The sequence below is a fragment of the Enterobacter cloacae complex sp. IR53041 genome, assembly GCF_049238285.1.
Classification (GTDB): Bacteria; Pseudomonadota; Gammaproteobacteria; order Enterobacterales; family Enterobacteriaceae; genus Enterobacter; species Enterobacter roggenkampii.
On sequence record NZ_JBMKHB010000034.1, the window covers coordinates 18054 to 39517 of the forward strand.

The following is a 21464-nucleotide window of genomic DNA, read 5'->3' on the forward strand; positions in this document are numbered from 1 at the left end:
TTCTGTGACACAACTGAATATTTTTATCCTCACGCTTTTACTCACCGGTACCGCTGTGGCAGCTGGCAGTCCGGGGAGCCCGACAACGGCTGACCGGGAGTGGCTGAAGCACCAGGAAGACTTCAGCGAGCAGTTACGCCAGCACCCGGACAAGCAGCTGCAGCAGGAACTGGAAGCGCAGATTAACCGTAACCCCCTGGCGAAAGCCGATCGCCAGTACATCGATAATCTGGCCAGCCAGCAAAGGGCGTCAGCACAGGGAAAACCCTCTGAAGGTGCGCTGTACTTCGTGTCGTTTTCTGTGCCGGAGGAAGGTCTGAAACGCATGCTGCATGAAACCCGCCAGTATGGCATTCCGGCCACGTTGCGCGGACTGGTCAATAACGACATGAAGGCAACCACCGATGCGGTGATGCGGCTGGTTAAGGATGGAGTTACAGACGGCGTCCAGATCGACCCGACGCTTTACTCACAATACAACATTCGCAGCGTGCCCGCCCTCGTGGTGCGCTGCAAAGCAGGGTTTGATGTGGTTCGGGGCAATATCCGGCTGAAACAGGCGCTGGAAAAGGTGGCGGAGAAAGGGGACTGTGCGGATATCGCCCGTCATATGCTGGGAGGTAACCAATGAGAACACTTCCGGCCATTCTCTTTGTTCATGCCCTGGTTCTGGGGACGTTTATCTGGTTTGCAGGACCAGCCTGCGCGGACAGTAACACGGATTACAGGGCAGGTTCTGACTTTGCAAAACAGGTACAGGGGGGCGGTCTTGATGCCCTGAAAAACTTCAACGGCGAGCAGAATCTGCCGGGGTATACGAAAGATCCCGAGCAAAAGAAATACTACGGTGGCGTGACAGCCGGTGGCGACAGCTCACTGAAAAATGACTCTGCTTCCCAGTGGGCCGGGAGTGAAGTCGGACAAAGTATTACCGAGTCATTTACCAACCGTCCTCCGGACAGCATCTCTCCGGACGCCCCGTTTATCCAGAACGCCAAAGATATTGAATCACGATCCGACACTATCATCGGCAATACCGGACAGGAGTGTAAGGCGGAAATCGTTAACCGGAGTGAATTTAAAAACTACACCTGTGAACGTGACCTGCAGGTTGAGCAGTACTGTACACGAACAGCCACGATAACCGGACACTATGAGGAAACCACGGTTATCAAAACGTATACCGTGCCGAATAACCAGTTCAGCTACAGCTATGACGGTAACAAAAGTGTGATGCTGACATTCCGCGCTCCGGCCACGGGAACGGTCCTGAGTGCATCAGCAGCGCTGCATTTTAATGACAAAAATATGTACTACCGCATGACCTGGTGGGGAGTAAATGAAGACTCCGTTGCCAAGAGGGACAACAGCTGGTCCCTTCCTGGGGCGACTGGCGCCTATCTGACCGAGGGCGGCTCTTCTCCGCAGGGCGTCATCCTCAACAAGAACTGCCTTAGCGGTAAGCAGAGTCGTTGCCGGGAATATGCCCGCAAGACACAAAACTGGTTACAGGGCGGTTCAGAGGCCTGGATGAGTGTCACGCTGACCATGCGTGTGACGGAAAAAAAATGGGTTCCGGACGTGAAATGGGTCGAGTTCTGTCCATTCAGTAAAGACGAAGGCAAGCAGACCACGACGGAATGCATTGAGCCAGGCGGAAACCGGACGGTTAACCAGGATGGTAATGTTTACCAGGTCTACCAGGCCTGCTGGAAATACCGTGATACGTATATTACCCAACCTTCTGATTACGGTTCATGCCAGACACTGATGGACAACCATAATTGTACGCTGGCATCCCGGCAATGCGCATTCACTTCTGATGACGGAACCTGTCTTCATGAATATGCCACGTACTCCTGCGAAACCAGAACCACCGGTAAACAGATGATTTGTGGCGGGGACGTGTTCTGTCTCGATGGTGAATGCGATAAAGCGGCCAGCGGCAAAAACAATGATTTTGGTCAGGCAGTGGCGGAGCTCGCCGCCCTGGCGGCGGCAGGGAAGGACGTTGCGGCACTGAACGGGGTGGATGTCAGGGCGTTCACCGGGAAAGCGAAATACTGTAAAAAATTTGCAGCAGGCTTCAGTAACTGCTGCAAAGACAGCGGCTGGGGCCAGGATGTGGGGCTGGCGCGCTGCAGCAGTGACGAAAAAGCCCTCGCTAAAGCCAAGAAAGATAAGCTGACCGTCAGTGTGGGGGAATTCTGCTCTAAAAAGGTGCTGGGTGTTTGCCTGGAGAAAAAAAGAAGCTACTGCCAGTTCGACTCAAAACTGGCGCAGATTGTTCAGCAACAGGGCCGGAATGGCCAGCTGCATATCAGTTTTGGTGGCGCCAGCAGTCCGAATTGCCGCGGTATCACGGTTGATGAACTCCAGCGTATTAATTTCGACTCACTCGATTTCACTAATTTCATGGAAGACCTGATGAAGAATCAAAAAATTCCGGATAACGATGCGCTCACCAATAAAACCAAAGAGCGTATAAAAGAAATTATGAGTCAGCAATCCTCGAAATAATCAGGGGGTAAAATGAAAGTTATATTCTCTTCAGGCTGTGTTACGGATTTCCTGATTAGATTATGCCTCACTGTTATTGTCTCATCACCGGTAATTATATGGTCATGGGATACGGTAAAACAAACCACGGGCAGTGATATTATCACTGCTGTGTTTTTCATCACTATCCTCGGTGGGTTCTGGTTTCTTCTGTACGGCTTTTTATCTTCACTGATAGACCTGCTGAAACCCGCTGGCGAAAACAGAACAAAAAGAAAAGAGAGGGGGGAATGAAAGAGGAAAACCCTAAATGGCCGGTTATCGCGATCGTTGCTGTGTTTATCTTATTTATGACGGGTATGATGTGTTACGGACTCATCCGGGATAAGCGAGAGGTACTTTTTCATATTACCAATCAGTTTTATGGTGTTAATTGTGAAAAAAGTTCAAGTATCGCCTGGGTAATAAAAAATGACTATCGTCAGGATTTAACGTTTCATGATTATGCGGTGTTCTGCAATGACACTGGTTTTTCAGGGAAGCAAATTAACACAGGTCACGAAATTCAGATAAATAAAGGCGTTATCTATAACGCTTTGTCCGGTAATAAACATCAGAAATAAAGATGAAGGTGTCCCATGAAAATGAAACGGCTCGTACTGCTGCCCGTTGTGCTGGGTTGCGCCGTTATGTCTGCCTGGGGGAAGGATGCGGGATGGCAGTGGTATAACGAACCACTGAAAACAACCGACCCGGATCCACAGCCGAACCCGCAGCCACCCCAGCAAATGGATATTCTGCAGAAGCAGGCAGCTCTGCAGCAGGCAACGAAAAAAGCATTAGCCGAAGCCATTATGTATCCATCGGTACCGGCTTTTGTGAAATATTTCCGCCTCCAGAATTACTGGACGCAGCAGGCAGGCTTATTTTCGATGAGCGCCAAGAAAGCGTTTCTTGAACATCCGGAGCTCGATTACAACCTACAGTTCAGCCACTACAACGGCACGGTTAAAAACCAGCTCGCGGCCGATTACGCGGAACAGCGTAAAGCCATATCGGCCATTGCTCAGCATTTCGGTGTGATGTTCTTTTACCGCGGCCGGGAGCCAATTGACGGGCAACTGGTTCAGGTGCTGAGTAACTTCCGTGAGACCTACGGGTTGAGTGTTATCTCCGTCTCTGTTGATGGCGTGGTTAACCCGTTACTACCGGACTCACGCGTGGACCAGGGACAGGCAGAACGGCTCGGCGTGAAGTATTTTCCGGCCATGATGCTGGTTGACCCGAAAAGCGGACAGGTTAAACCGCTCAGTTACGGCTTCATCAGCCAGGACGATCTGGCGAAGCAGTTTCTCTATGTTTCCAACGACTTTAAACCCAATTTTTAAGGAGAGCGTGATGCGTAAATTTCGCATGCCAGATCTGGATATCACGGGAACATGGGTGGTGGCCGTCGGCGTGTTTTTCCATCTCATTGCCCGTCTGGTGCGTAAACAACCGGAGATGGCTGTTGAGATGGGAGAAGGACTGGGTATAGCCATGATGATTTTCGGTGGTTACCGCATCATTAATGCCCTGATTGCGCAGGCTGAGAAAGAGGAAAAGGACCGTGAAAATCATCCTGAACATTAATCACCGCGCGCGGCCGGTAATGCTTTTCTTCGTCCTGCTGCTGTCAACATTTGCTCAGGCCGGCACGCTTGATGAGGTGAAATCGTTGTACAACCCGAAAGGTCTGACCGGAGAGTCGGCAGATCAGGCGCCAGTGGTAACCGCCACACCACCCCGGACCGGAGCGGCTCCTGTCTGGTACCGCCTCAGTAACGGTCGTCAGGTGAATCTGGCGGAGTGGAAGGTGGTGCTGTTTATGCAGGGGCACTGTCCGTACTGTCATCAATTTGATCCGGTACTCAAAACGCTGTCAACGCAGCATGGGTTTTCGGTCTTTCCTTACACGCTGGATGGTCAGGGCGATCAGGCATTCCCGGAGGCGCTACCCGCTCCACCTGAAGTGATGAAGACCTTTTTCCCTAACATTCCGGTCGCCACGCCAACCACGTTTCTTGTCAACGTGAACACGCTCGATGCTTTCCCGATATTGCAGGGCGCAACGGATGCTCAGGGCTTTATGGCCCGGCTCGATACCTTATTTCAGATGATGGAGACACCGAAAAATGGACAAGGTTAAGTCGGTAACATTGCTCAGCGGCCTGTTGCTCGGGTTGTCCTTCTCGGCAGCCGCAGACGTCAACGGCGACATGAACAACTTTTTCAATAAGCTCGGGTTTGCCTCAAATACGTCTCAGCCGCAGGTATGGCAGGGGCAGGCCGCGGGCTACGCTTCGGGCGGTTCTCTGTATGCCAGAACACAGGTGAAAACCATCCAGCTGGTCAGTATGACTCTGCCGGATATTAATGCCGGTTGCGGCGGTATCGATGCGTATCTCGGTTCATTCAGCTTTATCAACAGTGAACAGCTGCAGCGCTTCGCCAAACAAATAATGAGTAACTCCGCAGGATACTTTTTCGATCTGGCACTGCAGACCACAGTTCCTGAAATTAAAACGGCAAAAGACTTCCTGCAGAAGATGGCCAGCGACATCAACAGCACCAACCTCAGTTCATGCCAGGCTGCGCAAGGCATCGTCGGTGGTCTGTTTCCCCGAACTCAGGTTGCGCAGCAGAAGGTCTGCCAGGACATTGCCGGTGAAAGTAACATCTTCGCTGACTGGGCTGCATCCCGACAGGGATGCACTGTGGGCGGAAAGATGGACAGCGTCCAGGATAAAGCGAGCGATAAAGACAAGGAACGCGTGATGAAAAACATCAACATCATGTGGAACGGTCTGTCAAAAAACCGGCTCTTTGACGGTAATAAGGAGCTTAAAGAGTTCATCATGACCTTAACCGGGACACTGATATTCGGTGAGAACGGCGAAATCACACCGCTGCCGGCGCGCACTACCGACCAGGATTTGATCAAGGCCATGATGGAAGGGGGCAGCGCTAAAATCTATCACTGCAATGATTCGGATAAATGCCTCAAGGTCGTGGCAGATGCCACCGTCACCATCGCCTCGGATAAGGCGCTGAAGAACCAGATTTCGAAACTACTCAACAGTATCCAGAACAAGGCCGTTGCTGATGAAAAACTGACTGAGCAGGAGAAAGGGTTTATTTCAAGCACTACTATCCCGGTATTCAAATACCTGGTAGATCCCCAGATGCTTGGGGTGTCTAACTCGCTGCTTTATCAACTGACCGACTATATCGGTTACGACATTCTGCTGCAGTACATCCAGGAACTTATTCAGCAGGCCCGCGCCATGATGGCGACCGGGAATTACCCGCAGGCGACAATGGATATGATCCTGCAGAACCTTGACCAGGCCACGCAGCAAATCGCCACGTTCCAGGCGCGCGTACAGGTCCAACAGGATGCCTTACTGGTTGTCGATCGCCAGATGAGTTACATGCGTCAGCAGGTATCAGCAAGGATGATGACCCGCTACCAGAACAATTACCACTTTGGCGGAGGTATGTGATGCAGGAAGTGTATGTTATCGCCGGGGGCGACTGGTACCGGCATGTACTGAACGCCGTTGCGGCGTTTATGCAGACCGAAAACTGGAAAATTATCGAGAGAATGTGTATCGGTTTTTCCGTTTTGATCGTGGCAGGGAGCTGGATTAAAAAACACAGCGTGATGGATATGCTGGGATGGGTATTCTCGCTGACACTGGTATCGATGCTCGTTTTAATAAAAACCCCAGTACAGGTCATCGATTACTCTGAACCCTCATCGGTGTATCAGGTGGATAATGTGCCGATTGGCCTTGCGATTCCGGCATCCCTTACGACGCGCATCGGGAACGCGTTTGTACAGAGCTATGAAATGGTGATGACACTGCCGGACAGTTCGGTCTACAGCAAAACGGGCATGCTCTTTGGCAGCAACCTGGTGGCGAAAAGTACCGATTTTATGTCGCAGAATCCGGAGATTGTCACGCTGTTCTCCGATTACGTTCAGAACTGCGTTATTGGCGATATGCTGCTGAATCACAAATATTCGTTCGAAGACCTGATGCATTCAACAGATCCCTATACGCTGATTTTTTCTAACCCCAGCCCGTTAAGAGGCATATTTGACAAAAACAACCAGTTTAAAACCTGTCTTGAAGCGTCAGTCGATCTGAAGTCAGCGCTGGCGCTGGATACCCAGACGGGTGGAAAAACCTGGAACTATTATGTCCGCCAGATTTTTGGTGGCCGTCCGAACCCGGATGTGCTGATGTCCAGTTTACTGGGCGATAGTTACCAGACGTTCTATCACAACAGCCAGTCTGCCAGCCAGATTATCCGTCAGAATGTCACCATCAATGCCCTGAGAAGTGGGATACAGAGTTATGCAGCCCGCAGTGCAGATTCGGCGAGCCTGATCAATATTGCCACCACATCATCACTGGAAAAACAGCGTCTGGCGCAGGCATCAATGGGGCAGCAGGCACTGAGAACGTTGCCGATGATGCAGACCGTTATTCTCGGGATGATGATTGGCATGTTCCCGATTATTGTGATGGCGGCCATGTTCAACATGCTGACCATGCAGGTGCTGAAGGGGTATGTTGTCGCCCTGATGTGGCTGCAGTGTTGGCCGATTTTATACGCCATCCTGAACAGTGCCATGGCGTTCTATGCTGCCAAAAATGCCACGCCGGTGGTGTTATCTGAAATGTCACAGGTACAGTTGCGTGACTCTGATATTGCCACGACCGCAGGTTACATCTCGCTGATGATTCCTGGCCTGGCCTGGATGATGATAAAAAGCGTGGGGGCAGGTTTCTCAAATATCTACAGCCATTTTGCTTCCTCTGGCCTCAGTGCCACCTCTCAGGCGGCTTCCGGTGTTGTAGACGGGAATTACTCTTACGCCAATATGCAGACTGATAATGTCAGCGGGAACAGCTGGAATACTAACAGCACCACTGCATTTGGCCAGATGACCCGGCAGCTCTCTAACGGTGGTATGGGAACCCAGACACGGGATGGTTCAATGGTCTGGGATACCAGTGGCGCCATGTCGAAACTGCCGGTAGATATCAACGTCGGACGTCAAATTGCCAGCGCACAGCAGCAGATGGCCAGAGAATCAGAAGTACAGGCTGAAAGCGCCCTGCATGGTTATAACCAGAGCGTAACGAGCGCCTGGAATACCCTGAAGCAGTTCGGTACCAATATGGGGACCAGTTCCTCAATGACGACGGGGGCAGACAGTACTGAATCCTCTCAGGATACGATGGCCAGAAGCAAAATGTGGAATGCTGTTGTTGCTAATGCTAAAGCAAATAACATCAGCAATGAGGAGTCGTTCCAACAATTAATGGATGATTCGACTAAAAGTTCTCAAGCTGCGGATATTCATGCATCTGGTAAGTGGAGCTCAGGAGATCAACTATTCGGTAAATTAGGCAAGTGGGGAACTGGGCTATCTGCGGAAGCGGGTGTAAAAGGGAGTGCCGGGTGGACCCATAGCTCGGGCGATACTGATAATGTCAGTTCTTCAGGGCGGGAGTCACATGACAGTAGACACGATACTAGCAGTCAGGCAGCCAAAGACTTCAGAGAAGCTTCTGATTACTTTACTAGCCACAAAACTACAACTTCTGGAAATGTTACTGATAATAATGCATCTTCCCGTGTTGACCAGTTTGCAGCATCGTTGTCCAGCGCGAAAAACAGCTATGACCAGTATACAACCAGTAAGACCCGCAGTCATGAATATAGTGAAATGGCTTCACGTACTGAGAGCATGAGCGGACAGATGAACGAAAACCTAACTCAACAGTTTGCTAATTTTGTCCAGAGACAGGCGCCGCAGAATGCAGAGGCTATTCTGACGGATACCAGTTCACCTGAAATTGCCGCACAACGAGAGGCCCTGGCCAGAGACTTTGTAAAATCTCAGGTAGAGCCGAAAATTGATGGGGCATACCAGGAAGCCAGAGGAACGGTCGGAAATAATATGGGCGGTGTTTCAACCAGTGGAGGCAGAGAAGACGTTGCTTCTGACTATGGTCAGCATTCCGGAAGTATTGACAATATGACCGCACATGCAGGCATTAAACAGGATGTTGGTAAGAGCGTGGGTACGTTGGTTTCGGAGAACAGACAGGCTCACCAAAATACTCGGCAGGAAATAATCAACCAAGAAAATGACGTTAAAAAACAGCATGCAGATCTGGAAAACAACCATAAAACAGAGGGAAATAACTTCCATAATACATATAATGAGAAGAAGGGAAAGGTAAGTAATATGCCGGGAGCAGCCTCTTCCAAAGAGCTTGAGGAAAGGGCTACTAAACTTCAAAAGGATTATCTTGATGGGAAGAAATGAGAATGATGATTAACAATAAAGTCATTTTTGAAGAGGTGGAAGAGTTAAAACATATACTTTCACAAGGGGAAGTGGACATACCTTCCTTTTGGACATGTTTATGGCCTGGACTGGTTATAGTTGCTTGGAATGCACTTTGTTCTGTAATTAGTGTCGAAAGTGGTTTTTTTTCAAGCAGATATATATTTAGCGCGATGATTTTTCCATGCGGTGTTGGGTTCATAATTATGCTTGGCGTCGCTAGTGCGCGTTCGCTGTTTTTGTCAGTGCCAAGAACCTTTAGACTTAATTCATTTTTATATCGATTCTTTGGTAAAAAAATTATGGTATACACGATTACATATATGGTTGTGATCGTTCTGCTTGCCTTATTCAATCGTGTGTATTATAACTCACCATTACCTTTTGCATTCATGATTATTTTAACAACTATTTGTTGTGGTGTGGTAATGCATTTAGACTTTGGGCGATATCAACTATCATTGCTTACATCCGCAATAAGTACATTTAAAAGCAATAGGCTTAATAGCTAAGTTTTTCTTGAAGTTAAGTTAATACTATTGATTGGGATTTTTTAGATTAAAGGGCGTTGATGCAGATAATTAACGCCTTAACTCTCCCTTTGTTTGATGTGTCGTTGTATATCATATGTATCAATAGTTAATTTACATTGCATTTAAAATGATGCTGTTTATATCTGAAGGTGAAAGATGAAAAGAAATAATTCTATGGCTATTATTGTCATAAGTTCAGTGTTGGTGTTGTCTGGTTGTGGTGCGATGGGTACTGCAATTAAAAAACGAAACCTCGATGTCAAAACTCAAATGAGTGAGACTATCTGGTTAGAACCCTCTAATAATCACACGGTATTTCTGCAAATAAAAAATACTTCAGATAAAGATATGAGCGGACTGCAGGCTAAGATTGCCAGCGCAGTGACAGCAAAAGGTTACCAGGTGGTGACTAATCCGGATACTGCTGGGTACTGGATACAGGCTAATGTACTGAAAGCAGATAAGATGGATTTGCGAGAGTCACAGGGGTGGTTAAGTAAGGGATATGAAGGGGCTGCGACAGCTGCTGCTCTGGGTGCTGGTATAACAGCTTATAACTCAAATTCAGCAGGGGCTACATTAGGAGTAGGGCTGGCAGCTGGACTGGTTGGAATGGCGGCAGACGCGATGGTGGAAGATGTTAACTATACGATGGTTACTGATGTCCAGATCGCAGAAAGAACCTCGACAAAGGTTCAGACAGATAACGTTGCCGTATTGCGCCAGGGGACGTCCGGAGCGAAGGTACAGACCAGTTCAGAAACAGGTAATCAGCATAAATACCAGACCCGTATTGTCTCGAATGCCAATAAAGTTAATCTAAAATTCCCGGAAGCTCAGCCAGTTCTTGAAGACCAACTTGCGAAATCTATTTCTAATATTCTGTAATGTGTTCAATCCAATTTTCCAGATGATTTCTCTGTTGGATTAAAGTTGCGTCTCTATCCGGTAATGCCGGTGCTTCAGTAAATTCAGATAACGCCTCACAGGCACGCAAATATTTTGTGTGCCTGTGAGGCGTTGCCGGCTGCGGCCGGAATTCTTTTCAGTGGTTAATTGATGGATTATTGCCATGAGTTTTAACGCCAAAGATATGACACAGGGCGGTCAAATAGCGAGCATGCGTTTTCGTATGTTTGGTCAGATTGCCAATATTATTCTATATGTACTGTTCCTCTTTTTTTGGGTGCTTTGCGGGCTGATATTAATGTATCGCCTGAGTTGGCAAACCTTTGTTAACGGTGCCGTATACTGGTGGTGTACAACGCTTGGACCGATGAGAGATATCATCCGGTCTCAGTCCGTATATACCATTAATTATTATGGACAACAGTTGCAGTATACGTCGGAGCAAATACTCAAGGATAAATACACTATCTGGTGTGGGGAGCAGTTGTGGACCGGGTTTGTCTTTGCCGGAACAGTTTCCCTGATTATTTGTATTGTTGCTTTCTTTGTCGCCAGCTGGGTATTAGGTCATCAGGGGAAACAACAAAGTGAAGATGAAGTGACGGGAGGCCGTCAGCTATCAGAAAAGCCAAAAGAAGTAGCCAGAAAGATGAAGCGGGATGGTATGGCCTCTGATATTAAAATCGGTGACCTGCCTATTTTACTAAACTCCGAAATTCAGAATTTCTGTCTTCATGGTACTGTTGGTTCCGGTAAATCAGAAGTTATCCGACGACTGTTAAATTATGTCCGTGCCCGTGGGGATATGGCCATCATCTACGACCGCTCCTGTGAGTTCGTCAAAAGTTATTACGACCCGTCTATTGATAAAATTCTCAACCCGCTGGATTCGCGCTGTGCAGCCTGGGATTTGTGGAAAGAGTGCCTGACGCTGCCGGATTTCGACAACGTCTCTAATACCCTGATTCCGATGGGAACCAAAGAGGACCCGTTCTGGCAGGGTTCCGGTCGCACCATCTTTGCCGAAGGTGCCTACCTGATGCGTGAGGACAAGGACCGCAGCTATGAGAAGCTGGTTGATACTATGCTCTCCATCAAGATCGACAAGCTGCGCGCCTATCTGCAGAATACGCCAGCGGCAAACCTGGTGGAAGAGAAGATTGAGAAAACCGCCATCAGTATCCGTGCGGTGCTGACCAACTACGTTAAGGCCATTCGCTACCTGCAGGGCATTGAGAAGAACGGCGAGCCGTTCACCATCCGGGACTGGATGCGCAGTGTCCGTGAGGACCAGCCCAACGGCTGGCTGTTTATCTCCTCCAACGCTGACACCCACGCTTCCCTGAAGCCGGTTATCTCGATGTGGCTGTCGATTGCCATTCGCGGTCTGCTGGCAATGGGGGAAAACCGTAACCGTCGTGTCTGGATTTTTGCAGACGAATTACCGACATTGCATAAGTTACCGGACCTGGTGGAGATCCTCCCGGAAGCCCGAAAATTCGGTGGCTGCTATGTATTCGGGATTCAGTCCTACGCCCAGCTGGAAGATATCTATGGCGTGAAACCCGCAGCAACCTTGTTCGACGTGATGAATACCCGCGCATTCTTCCGCTCGCCCAGTAAAGGTATTGCTGAATTTGCTGCTGGCGAAATAGGTGAGAAAGAGATCAAGAAGGCAAGTGAGAACTACTCCTACGGTGCTGACCCGGTACGTGATGGGGTATCCACCGGTAAGGAGCAGAAACGGGAAACGATTGTCAGCTATTCCGATATCCAGACCCTGCCGGATTTATCCTGTTACGTCACGCTGCCCGGGCCATATCCGGCAGTTAAACTGGCACTGAAATATAAACCCCGCCCCAAAATTGCCGAAGGCTTTATTCCACGCCAGCTCAATCAGGCTATTGATGACAAGCTGGCTGCGGTGCTTGCTGCGCGTGAAGCTGAAGGGCAGAGCGCCCGGATTTTGTTTATGCCAGATCCGGTTGAAACTGTGCCGGTTGAGAAGACCGACGAAAAGCCTGCGTCACCGATAGCGGCCGTACCCACCCCTCAGGAGGATAAGGCAAAAGTTCCGCCGGTTACTGCCAGTAACACGTTCCACAAACCTGCAAGTGCAGCGGCAGCCGCCGCAAGCGCATCGGTGACCCAGGCTGGCGGTGTTGAACAGGAACTTCATGAAAAACCTGAAGAACAACTTCCATTACCCCCGGGCGTGAATAAAGACGGGGAAATTGAGGATATGAATGCCTGGGATGAGTGGCAGTCCAGTTCTGATGTTTTGAGGGATATGCATCGTCGTGAAGAGGTCAACATCAACCATAGTCATCATGTTGATCGTGATGATATCAATCTGGGGAGTAACTTCTGATGATGTCAATTGGTTCAGTGAAATCCGCGGGTAAAGCCGGAGATTATTACACCAAAGAAGATAATTATTACGTTATCGGCAGCATGGATGAACGCTGGCAGGGGAAAGGTGCTGAGGCGCTGGGCCTTGAAGGAAAAACCGTGGATAAGGCCCTGTTTACCGAACTGTTGAAAGGGAAGCTGCCGGATGGCAGCGACCTGAGCCGGATCCAGGACGGTATGAATAAACACCGCCCTGGTTATGACCTGACCTTTTCCGCGCCAAAAAGTGTATCCGTCATGGCTATGCTGGGTGGTGACAAACGCCTTATCGAGGCGCATAACCAGGCGGTCACTGAAGCTATTCGTCAGGTTGAAACCCTCGCAGCTACCAGGGTGATGGTGGACGGAAAATCTGAAACAGTGCTGACCGGCAACCTGATTGTGGCGAAATTTAACCACGATACCAACCGCAACCAGGAGCCTCAGATTCATACTCATGCGGTGGTGATAAATGCTACACAGAATGGCGATAAATGGCAGTCGCTGGGTACCGATACGGTAGGAAAAACCGGTTTTATCGAAAACGTGTATGCCAACCAGATTGCGTTCGGAAAAATATACCGTGAAGTGCTGAAACCCCTGGTTGAGGGGCTGGGGTATGAAACAGAGGTGGTCGGCAAGCACGGTATGTGGGAGATGAAAGACGTTCCCGTTGAGCCTTTCTCGACGCGTACCCAGGAAATCAATGCCGCTGCCGGTCCCGATGCATCACTGAAATCTCGGGATGTGGCCACTCTCGATACCCGCAAAGCGAAGGAAACTCTCGACCCGGCACAGAAGGTGACGGAGTGGCTTTCCACTCTGAAAGAGACCGGGTTTAACCTTAAGGAATATCGTGAGGCTGCCGATCAGCGGGCGAAAACACAACGGGAAGTTCCTTCTCCGGAAGCGCCAGCTGGACCAAATGTTGACGATATAGTTACGCAGGCTATTTCCGGGTTAAGCGATCGTAAAGTTCAGTTTACCTATACGGAGTTGCTGGCCAGAACGGTCAGCCAGATGGAGGCCCGCCCGGGTGTCATCGAGACGGCAAGAGCCGGTATTGAAGCCGCCATTGGGAGGGAACAACTTATCCCGCTTGACCGGGAAAAAGGGATTTTCACCTCCGGGATACATGTTCTCGATGAATTATCCGTCAGAGCCCTGAGCCAGGAAGTATTACGCCAGAACCACGTCAGTATGGTCCCGGAAAAGGCAACCGCGCGTCAGACGTCGTTCAGTGATGCGGTTACCGTTCTGGCTCAGGATCGCCCTGCAATCGGGATTGTATCGGGTCAAGGTGGGGCTGCAGGGCAACGCGAACGAGTGACTGAAATGGCCATGATGGCACGTGAGCAGGGACGGGATGTCCATATCATCGCGGCAGATAACCGTTCCCTGGAGTTTCTGCTGAAAGAAGAAAAACTTGCAGGCGAAATCATCACTGGTAAAAGCGCTCTGCAGGACGGTACTGCCTTTGTTCCAGGAGGGACGTTGATAATCGACCAGGCTGAAAAACTCAGCCTGAAAGAAACCATCAATCTGCTCGATGGCGCCATGCGTAATAATGTTCAGATCCTGATGTCAGACAGTGGAAAACGAAGCGGTACCGGCAGCGCGCTGACCGTCATGAAAGAGAGTGGTGTGACGGCGTATAAATGGCAGGGTGGAAAGCAGACTACAGCATCGGTTATCAGCGAGCCGGACAGGAATCAACGCTTTACCAGAATGGCCAGTGACTTTGTTGCCAGCGTCCGGGATGGTCAGGAAAGCGTGGTTCAGATACGCGGTCCCCGGGAGCAGGGGATCCTGACAGGGCTAATCCGTGAAAATCTCAGAAATGAAGGCCTGATAGGCAGTCATGAGGAAACCATTACGGCGCTGACGCCGGTCTGGCTGGACAGTAAAAACCGGGGTATCCGCGATAATTATCGTGAGGGAATGGTGATGGAGCGCTGGGATCCGGAAAAACGCATCCATGACCGGTTTATTATCGATCGCGTGACCGCTGTCAGTAATACCCTGACCCTGAAAGATGAAAAGGGAGAATCACTGAATCTCAAAGTCTCCGCCGTTGATAATACCTGGACGCTGTTTCGTCCTCAGCAGTTGCCTGTGGCGGAAGGAGAACGGCTGGCCATTCTGGGGAAAATTCCGGAAACCCGGCTGAAGGGGGGCGATACGGTTCAGGTGCTGAAAGCGGAGAATGGTGTCCTGACCGTACAGCACCCCGGTCAGAAGACCACCCAGAAGCTGGCCGCCGGCAATACGCCCTTTACAGGGATCAAGGTCGGTCACGGCTGGGTGGAAAACCCGGGCAGGTCAGTCAGTGAAACCGCAACGGTGTTCGCCTCATTGTCACAGCGTGAACTGGACAATGCCACCCTCAATGCCCTGGCGCAGAGCGGCAGCCAGGTTCGACTGTACTCTGCGCAGAATGAGCAAAAAACGGTTGAGAAACTCGGGCGCCATACAGCGTTCAGTGTGGTAACCGAACAGCTGAAAACCCGTGCGGGCGAGCAGGATATCAGCGCAGCAATTGCTCACCAGAAAAGCCAGCTGCATACACCGGCTGAACAGGCAATCCATCTGGCGGTTCCGTCGCTGGAAAGCGATAAGCTCACGTTTACCCGGCCTCAGTTACTTGTCGCCGCTCATGAGTTTTCTGACGGTACCGTTCCGTTCTCCGATATCGAAAAAACTATAGGAGAACAGATTAAATCAGGCGATCTGCTGCACGTTCATGTCGCTGCCGGCCATGGCAACGATCTGCTGATTTCCCGGCAGACCTGGGATGCAGAGAAAAGTTTGCTCACGATGGTGCTTGAGGGTAAGAACGCCGTTACGCCGTTAATGGCCAAAGTACCAGGTACGCTGATGGAAGGGCTGACATCGGGACAACGAAATGCCACCCGTATGATCCTGGAAACCCGGGACAGGTTCACGCTGGTTCAGGGTTATGCCGGCGTGGGTAAAACCACGCAGTTCCGGGCGGTGATGTCGGCGGTGAATTTGTTGCCGGAAGACTCCCGTCCGAAGGTAATCGGCCTCGGTCCAACACACCGTGCGGTGGGAGAAATGCAGAGCGCCGGTGTGGAAGCACAGACCACAGCCTCTTTCCTGCATGATACACAGCTTCTGATGCGAAGCGGCCAGACTCCGGATTTCAGCAACACACTTTTCCTGGTGGATGAGAGTTCGATGCTGGGGCTATCCGATACGGCAAAGGCCATGAGTCTGATCGCGGCCGGTGGTGGTCGTGCGGTTTCCAGCGGTGATACTGATCAGCTGCAGTCTATTGCCCCCGGTCAGCCTTTCCGGCTTATGCAGAAGCGCAGTGCGGCCGATGTGGCCATCATGCAGGAGATCGTGCGACAGGTGCCTGAACTCCGCCCGGCGGTGTACAGCCTTATTGACCGGGATATACACAGTGCACTTTCCACCATTGAAAGAGTCGAACCCGCCCAGGTTCCCCGAAAGGAGAACGCATGGGTACCTGAAAGCTCAGTCATGGAATTCACGCCAGAACAGGAGAAAGCGATTCAGAAAGCCATCGGTGAAGGCGAAGTTCTGCCTAGTATCTCGCCCGTCAGTCTCTATGACGCCATCGTAAGGGACTATACCGGACGCACGGAAAGTGCACAGGCACAAACGTTGATTATTACCCACCTGAATGATGACCGTCGGGTGCTGAACCGTATGATCCATGATGAAAAAATGCGGAACGGTGAGCTCGGGGAGGACAGTGTCACGCTGCCAGTTCTGGTGACCAGTAATATCCGGGATGGCGAACTACGTAAGGTTTCGACCTGGGAAGCACATAAAGGTGCCATCGCATTGGTGGATAACCAGTACCACCAGATAGTGGGCGTCAGTAAAGCAGACCAGCTGATTACGCTTCGTAGTGACGAAGGTACCGAACGCCTGATTTCACCGCGAGAGGCTTCTGCAGAAGGTGTCACGTTATACCGCCAGGAGAGTATTACCGTTTCGCCCGGCGACAGAATGCGCTTCAGTAAAAGTGATACCGAACGTGGCTACGTGGCGAATAGTGTGTGGCGAGTGGAAAGCATATCTGGTGACAGTGTCACGCTGAATGACGGGAAAAGTACCCGAACGGTAACGCCCGCTGCGGATAAAGCTGAAGCGCATGTTGATCTGGCTTATGCCATCACCACACACGGTGCGCAGGGGGCAAGCGAGCCCTTTTCAATTGAACTGGAAGGTGTGACTGGCGCCAGGGAACGGATGGTCAGCTTCGAATCAGCGTATGTAGCGCTCTCCCGTATGAAACAGCATACGCAGGTATATACAGATGACCGGAAAGGATGGACGGATGCGGTAAGCCGTTCTCAGGAGAAAGCCAGCGCGCATGATGTTCTGGAGCCTCTTAACGATCGCGCTGTTAAAAGCGCAGAGCAGATGTTTGGTCGCGCCATTCCCCTGACGGAGAGTCCGGCCGGACGTGCAGCACTGCAACAATCAGGTATCGCCCGCGGGCAGTCCACAGGGAAATTTATCTCCCCGGGGAAAAAGTATCCGTTACCGCATGTCGCGTTACCTGCATTTGACCGTAATGGAAAATCCGCCGGGATATGGCTGAGCCCACTGACGGATAAGGATGGGCGATTGCAGGCTATCGGTGGGGAAGGGCGGGTTATGGGGAATGAAGAGGCCCGTTTTGTCGCCCTGCAGGGAAGCAGGAATGGGGAAAGCCTGCTCGCCGGGAACATGGGAGAGGGCGTCAGAATTGCCCGGGATAATCCGGACAGTGGCGTGGTGGTTCGCCTTGCCGGCGACGACCGTCCATGGAACCCTGGCGCCATCACCGGCGGCAGGGTCTGGGGCGATATAGACGCCGTGGTTACGGGGGGGAGCGGTGCAAATATTCCGCTACCACCTGACCTGCTTGCTCAAAAAACGGCAGAAGAACTGCAACGCAAGCAGATTGAAAAGCAGGCACAGGAAACGGCTCGTGAACTGACCGGTGAAAAGCGTAAACAAGACGAAGTGGGTGAGCAGATCAAGGACATTATCACGGATGTGGTTCGCGGTCTGGAACGACAGAAGGGGCAGCATGAACGATTCCAGCTTCCGGATGAACCAGAAAACCGTCTCAGAAATGAGGCTGTTCAGAAAGTGGTAGCCGATAATCAGCAGCAGGACAGATTGCAGCAAATTGAACGGGATATGGTCCGGGATCTGACCCGGGAAAAAACACTCGGAGGCGACTGACGCGCCTGCGGCTTGTCTGCTCCGGCATGTTCCCCGATTAAAATCGGGGAACATGCCGGAGCGCTAAAAAGGAATATGATATGAGAGCACAGGGTACCTTTCTCAGCATGACGGACAGTTGGCTGCAACGCCTTTTGACCTGGACTCCCGGACAGACGGATATGATTAAAACCGTCGCTCTGGTACTGATGGTGATTGATCATACCGGTCTTCTACTGGCAGGAAACAATGAAGTCATGAGACTGCTGGGCCGCGGTTGCTTTCCGCTGTTCGGGCTTGTCTGGGGAATGAACCTGGCCCGGCACGCTGTCATTCGCCAGTCACAACTGAACCAACTCTGGTGCTGGGCGCTGATAGCTCAGGGGTCGTTTATTCTGGTGGGGTATCCCTGGTATATGGGGAATATCCTCTTTACGTTCGCCGTTACCGGACAGGCGATGCGCTGGTTCAGTCTGAGAAGCCGCAACGATATGCTGCTGGCGCTCGCGATAGTGGTGGCCTGGTTGCCGCTCTCCACTGACAGCTATGGTCTGGCCGGAGTATTCATGTTGATCAATAGTTACCGGCTTTGTCGTGCCACAGAGCCGGTGGAAAGAACAGGCTATGCTGTACTCTGGGCGGTCATGGTTTTGCTTATGAATATCCATGATGCCGGGCAGGCTGTGGCGGGGTTGGCAATTGCACTTCTTGTTGTGGGTGTCTGCTCGGATATCGGGAAGCAGGTAAAGCGATTCTGGCCAGCGCATTTTTTTGTCCTGTTTTACACTATTCACCTTGCGGTGCTCGGTATTCTGGCCGGGTGACGGACAGAACGTAGTCGGGCGACAGGCAGAAGGATGATCAGGCAGGCAACCTGGCGTATCTTACCCGCACAGTATTAACTGCAGGAAAACCTTAACCTATGACGGAAGATAAACGTCCCACTCTCAGCCTCAAAAGAAAGCCGGGGGAGAAAACACCGGAATCCGGTGCTGATACAGCCCGTGTTGTCCGCCGTAAGCAGGTGGTGAATGTGACCACCCCGCCGGCATGGAAAGTGAAGAAAGAGAAACTGGCCAGAAAAACGGAACCGGTGGCACCTGCTGCCCCCGTGCCGACAACACCAGACAAACCGGAAAGGATCGTCCGTCCAGTTCGTTATCTTTGCCTGCCGGAGCTGCAGGATGCAATTGATACCCTGAAGGTGTGGTGGCCTGGGCTGTTCAAGGGGGAAGCGCCTCACCTGCTGGCCATCGGCATCCGGGAGGCCTTTTTTGAGGATATTGCCGAACGGGGAATACCGTTGTCCCATAAACAGGCCATTAAATGCCTTAAAAGTATTACACGGTCTGAACTTTACTTGTCATCGATGATCGCCGGTGCTGAACGAGTTGACTTACACGGTAACCCGGTGAGTGTCGTGACCCCGGATGAAGAAAAGTATGCTCAGCTGCGTCTGGAAAAACAGCGACAGCAACAGGCCAGAATTCAGAATGAAATCATTTAAATTGTATTAATTCTTTTTATTTAATCTGTATTCCCTTTTTAACTCTGCTCGCGTAATTGAATACGCTGGCAGAGTGATAATATCTGCACGTTACACTTTGTCATTGAAAAGGATATTTATGAAGCTTAAAACTGTTTTAGCAGCTCCGCTTATTACCGCCATGTTATTTAATTCCTTACCTTCATTTGCGAGCGACACGAGTTCTGCATTTACTCCCGAGCAGGAAAAGCGGATTGGCGAAATAGCCGCAGATTATATGCGTGCACATCCGGATATTCTTATCCAGATGAGTGAGTCGTTACAGCAGGAACAACAGGAAAAACAGGCCCGGGGATTAAAAACGGCCGCACTCGCACAACAGGCCCGGATAATGGCGGATAAACGCATCCCCTCCTGGGGAGCAGAAGGCGGATCTGTCATGGTGGTCGAGTTCTTTGATTATCAGTGTATCTGGTGCAGTCGGCTGGCGCCTGAGCTGGAGAAGGTCATGAAGGCCAACACGAACGTGCGCTACTACTTCATGGAGTGGCCGGTGTTTGGCAGCCGCTGGCCAGAATCTTTACTGGCAGCGAAAACCGGATTGCAGGTCTGGAAAGAAAAAGGCGAGGAGGCTTACCTCAAATATCACAATGGCATTTATAGCTCCGGACTTAATGAAGGAAAACTAACCCAGGATGCTATCGGGAAATATTCAGAAAATATGAAGTTCAGTAAAAACACGATCGATGAAATTAATTCCACGCTGACCGATATCAATGATATTGCCACCACCATTGGTTTGACCGGGACTCCGGGTATTGTCATCATGCCCGTTAAGGGGGCAACAGAAGATAATACGACGGTTTTCGCTGGAATGACTGAGGCTGAAAATATCCAGCAGGCGATTAATAAAGCGCAGGGGAAATAAAGAATGAAACGTTCAACAGTGTCTGGTCTCTTGGCGGTCTGTTTAATAGTTTCAGGTGGTGCAGTCGCTCAGCCAACGGTACAGGCAGGATTTTCACCCGAGGGTTCTGCGCTGCAGCTGGTGCTGAACACTATCGATACCGCACAGGAAAGTATTCGTCTGATGGGGTACAGCTTTACATCGCCGGAGGTCACCCGGGCGTTGATTCAGGCAAAACAGCGTGGGGTAGATGTGAAGGCTGTTCTTGACTGGAAAGCGAACAGTACAAAAGGCAGTGCTGGTGTGGCTGCAATGAATCTGCTGGTGAATGCCGGCATCCCGGTACGTACCGTCAGCCAGTTCAAAATCATGCATGACAAAGTCATCATCACTGACGGCCGTAACGTCGAAACAGGCTCGTTCAACTTCAGCCGGGCGGCGGCGCGCAGTAACTCCGAAAATGCTCTGGTCATCCGGGATTATCCTGTTCTGGCAAATACCTACCTGCAGCACTGGCAAACTCGTTGGGAGATGGGAAAAGACTGGAGTTCTTCGTATTAACCCCCTCGCTGAATAACCTGTTCATTGCGCCAACAAGGGCAGGTTATATAACAAAAAATAACATAGACTCTCGCTGCATCTGGCTACGTGTAGTATCTTTGTCCAAGTATTTTGTTAAATGCTTGAGGAGGCAGAGATGTCACAGGTCGTTAACGCAGTTACTTCCTCATCTAAACGTCCCTACAGAAAAGGGAATCCGCTTTCTGCTGCAGAGCGTCAGCAGAAAGCTGTTGCACGTAAAAAAGCCACGCATAAAGAAGTGAGGGTGTTTGTGCGTGACTCGCTTAAAAGCCAGCTTCAGTTAATGTGTGAAAATGAAGGGATCACCCAAGCGGAAATGATTGAAAGGCTTATCGAAATGGAATCAGCCAAGCTTGGAATAGGCGTAACGACGTCACATTCTTGATCCTACTGGCTATGAGTGCTAGATTACTGATCGTTTAGAGATTTCTGGTTGGCCACGCCGTAAGGTGGCAGGGAACTGGTTCTGATGAGGTGTCTACCCAGAACCAGAAAAGCAAAAACCCCGATAATCTTCATCTAGTTTGG

Annotated in this window: 18 protein-coding genes and 1 pseudogene; 18 read left to right on the forward strand and 1 reads right to left on the reverse strand. The window is 50.6% G+C overall.

The window, feature by feature from the left end:
• The first annotated feature begins 4 nt into the window (after window positions 1-4).
• The 18 genes from trbC (at window position 5) to ACOTXF_RS19865 (ending at window position 21321) form a co-directional block, all read left to right on the forward strand.
• Window positions 5-631: a type-F conjugative transfer system pilin assembly protein TrbC gene (gene trbC / locus ACOTXF_RS19780; RefSeq protein ID WP_001568086.1), complete on the forward strand. Its 627-nt coding sequence runs from the start codon at window positions 5-7 to the stop codon at window positions 629-631.
• Window positions 628-2520 (forward strand): type-F conjugative transfer system mating-pair stabilization protein TraN, encoded by a 1893-nt coding sequence (gene traN, locus ACOTXF_RS19785; RefSeq protein WP_001568085.1) that lies wholly within the window; start codon window positions 628-630, stop codon window positions 2518-2520. The genes trbC and traN overlap by 4 nt, the downstream gene beginning before the upstream one ends.
• Window positions 2521-2532: 12 nt before the next feature.
• The gene (gene trbE / locus ACOTXF_RS19790) at window positions 2533-2793 is read left to right on the forward strand and encodes a conjugal transfer protein TrbE (protein WP_001568084.1); all 261 of its coding nucleotides are present in this window, start codon (window positions 2533-2535) and stop codon (window positions 2791-2793) included.
• Window positions 2790-3122 carry a hypothetical protein gene (locus tag ACOTXF_RS19795; protein WP_421635295.1) on the forward strand — a complete coding sequence of 111 codons (333 nt, stop codon included), beginning with the start codon at window positions 2790-2792 and terminating at the stop codon, window positions 3120-3122. The genes trbE and ACOTXF_RS19795 overlap by 4 nt, the downstream gene beginning before the upstream one ends.
• A gap of 15 nt (window positions 3123-3137) precedes the next feature.
• Window positions 3138-3887: a type-F conjugative transfer system pilin assembly protein TraF gene (traF, locus tag ACOTXF_RS19800; RefSeq protein WP_001568082.1), complete on the forward strand. Its 750-nt coding sequence runs from the start codon at window positions 3138-3140 to the stop codon at window positions 3885-3887.
• A gap of 10 nt (window positions 3888-3897) precedes the next feature.
• Window positions 3898-4131 (forward strand): type-F conjugative transfer system pilin chaperone TraQ, encoded by a 234-nt coding sequence (gene traQ, locus ACOTXF_RS19805; RefSeq protein WP_001568081.1) that lies wholly within the window; start codon window positions 3898-3900, stop codon window positions 4129-4131.
• Window positions 4132-4150: 19 nt separating this feature from the next.
• Window positions 4151-4687, forward strand: coding sequence for a type-F conjugative transfer system pilin assembly thiol-disulfide isomerase TrbB (trbB, locus tag ACOTXF_RS19810; RefSeq protein ID WP_032160235.1), 537 nt, complete (start codon window positions 4151-4153; stop codon window positions 4685-4687).
• On the forward strand, window positions 4674-6044 hold the full coding sequence (gene traH, locus ACOTXF_RS19815) for a conjugal transfer pilus assembly protein TraH (protein ID WP_023332869.1): 1371 nt from the start codon (window positions 4674-4676) through the stop codon (window positions 6042-6044). Before trbB ends, traH begins: the two co-directional genes overlap by 14 nt.
• The gene (gene traG / locus ACOTXF_RS19820; RefSeq protein WP_001568078.1) at window positions 6044-8893 is read left to right on the forward strand and encodes a conjugal transfer mating-pair stabilization protein TraG; all 2850 of its coding nucleotides are present in this window, start codon (window positions 6044-6046) and stop codon (window positions 8891-8893) included. Before traH ends, traG begins: the two co-directional genes overlap by 1 nt.
• Before the next feature lie 2 nt (window positions 8894-8895).
• Complete coding sequence (locus ACOTXF_RS19825) at window positions 8896-9426, forward strand: hypothetical protein (protein WP_001568077.1); 531 nt, start codon at window positions 8896-8898, stop codon at window positions 9424-9426.
• Window positions 9427-9603: 177 nt separating this feature from the next.
• The gene (gene traT, locus ACOTXF_RS19830) at window positions 9604-10335 is read left to right on the forward strand and encodes a conjugal transfer complement resistance protein TraT (protein ID WP_001568076.1); all 732 of its coding nucleotides are present in this window, start codon (window positions 9604-9606) and stop codon (window positions 10333-10335) included.
• Window positions 10336-10519: 184 nt separating this feature from the next.
• Complete coding sequence (gene traD / locus ACOTXF_RS19835; RefSeq protein WP_001568075.1) at window positions 10520-12727, forward strand: type IV conjugative transfer system coupling protein TraD; 2208 nt, start codon at window positions 10520-10522, stop codon at window positions 12725-12727.
• The gene (gene traI, locus ACOTXF_RS19840; protein WP_001568074.1) at window positions 12727-17982 is read left to right on the forward strand and encodes a conjugative transfer relaxase/helicase TraI; all 5256 of its coding nucleotides are present in this window, start codon (window positions 12727-12729) and stop codon (window positions 17980-17982) included. Before traD ends, traI begins: the two co-directional genes overlap by 1 nt.
• Window positions 17983-18062: 80 nt before the next feature.
• Window positions 18063-18785: a type-F conjugative transfer system pilin acetylase TraX gene (gene traX / locus ACOTXF_RS19845; RefSeq protein ID WP_001568073.1), complete on the forward strand. Its 723-nt coding sequence runs from the start codon at window positions 18063-18065 to the stop codon at window positions 18783-18785.
• A gap of 98 nt (window positions 18786-18883) precedes the next feature.
• Window positions 18884-19468: a fertility inhibition protein FinO gene (locus ACOTXF_RS19850; protein WP_001568072.1), complete on the forward strand. Its 585-nt coding sequence runs from the start codon at window positions 18884-18886 to the stop codon at window positions 19466-19468.
• Between the two features lie 118 nt (window positions 19469-19586).
• Complete coding sequence (locus tag ACOTXF_RS19855) at window positions 19587-20375, forward strand: DsbA family protein (protein WP_001568071.1); 789 nt, start codon at window positions 19587-19589, stop codon at window positions 20373-20375.
• A 3-nt stretch (window positions 20376-20378) separates the two neighbouring features.
• A complete protein-coding gene (locus ACOTXF_RS19860; protein WP_001568070.1) occupies window positions 20379-20915 on the forward strand; it encodes a phospholipase D family protein in 537 nt (178 codons plus the stop codon).
• Between the two features lie 136 nt (window positions 20916-21051).
• Entirely contained in the window at window positions 21052-21321 is a 270-nt protein-coding gene (locus tag ACOTXF_RS19865) for a replication regulatory protein RepA (RefSeq protein WP_001568069.1), read from the forward strand.
• 23 nt (window positions 21322-21344) lie between these two features.
• On the opposite strand, the pseudogene ACOTXF_RS19870 reads toward ACOTXF_RS19865, so the two are convergent.
• Window positions 21345-21455: pseudogene (locus ACOTXF_RS19870) on the reverse strand (replication protein RepA).
• Between the last annotated feature and the right edge of the window lie 9 nt (window positions 21456-21464).

What these genes read in the sequence shown, in the direction of transcription:
- traN (WP_001568085.1), top strand. Translation starts at nt 628, where the DNA reads ATGAGAACACTTCCGGCCATTCTCTTTGTTCATGCCCTGGTTCTGGGG.
- trbE (WP_001568084.1), top strand. Translation starts at nt 2,533, where the DNA reads ATGAAAGTTATATTCTCTTCAGGCTGTGTTACGGATTTCCTGATTAGA.
- ACOTXF_RS19795 (WP_421635295.1), top strand. Translation starts at nt 2,790, where the DNA reads ATGAAAGAGGAAAACCCTAAATGGCCGGTTATCGCGATCGTTGCTGTG.
- traF (WP_001568082.1), top strand. Translation starts at nt 3,138, where the DNA reads ATGAAAATGAAACGGCTCGTACTGCTGCCCGTTGTGCTGGGTTGCGCC.
- traQ (WP_001568081.1), top strand. Translation starts at nt 3,898, where the DNA reads ATGCGTAAATTTCGCATGCCAGATCTGGATATCACGGGAACATGGGTG.
- trbB (WP_032160235.1), top strand. Translation starts at nt 4,151, where the DNA reads ATGCTTTTCTTCGTCCTGCTGCTGTCAACATTTGCTCAGGCCGGCACG.
- traH (WP_023332869.1), top strand. Translation starts at nt 4,674, where the DNA reads ATGGACAAGGTTAAGTCGGTAACATTGCTCAGCGGCCTGTTGCTCGGG.
- traG (WP_001568078.1), top strand. Translation starts at nt 6,044, where the DNA reads ATGCAGGAAGTGTATGTTATCGCCGGGGGCGACTGGTACCGGCATGTA.
- ACOTXF_RS19825 (WP_001568077.1), top strand. Translation starts at nt 8,896, where the DNA reads ATGATGATTAACAATAAAGTCATTTTTGAAGAGGTGGAAGAGTTAAAA.
- traT (WP_001568076.1), top strand. Translation starts at nt 9,604, where the DNA reads ATGAAAAGAAATAATTCTATGGCTATTATTGTCATAAGTTCAGTGTTG.
- traD (WP_001568075.1), top strand. Translation starts at nt 10,520, where the DNA reads ATGAGTTTTAACGCCAAAGATATGACACAGGGCGGTCAAATAGCGAGC.
- traI (WP_001568074.1), top strand. Translation starts at nt 12,727, where the DNA reads ATGATGTCAATTGGTTCAGTGAAATCCGCGGGTAAAGCCGGAGATTAT.
- traX (WP_001568073.1), top strand. Translation starts at nt 18,063, where the DNA reads ATGAGAGCACAGGGTACCTTTCTCAGCATGACGGACAGTTGGCTGCAA.
- ACOTXF_RS19850 (WP_001568072.1), top strand. Translation starts at nt 18,884, where the DNA reads ATGACGGAAGATAAACGTCCCACTCTCAGCCTCAAAAGAAAGCCGGGG.
- ACOTXF_RS19855 (WP_001568071.1), top strand. Translation starts at nt 19,587, where the DNA reads ATGAAGCTTAAAACTGTTTTAGCAGCTCCGCTTATTACCGCCATGTTA.
- ACOTXF_RS19860 (WP_001568070.1), top strand. Translation starts at nt 20,379, where the DNA reads ATGAAACGTTCAACAGTGTCTGGTCTCTTGGCGGTCTGTTTAATAGTT.
- ACOTXF_RS19865 (WP_001568069.1), top strand. Translation starts at nt 21,052, where the DNA reads ATGTCACAGGTCGTTAACGCAGTTACTTCCTCATCTAAACGTCCCTAC.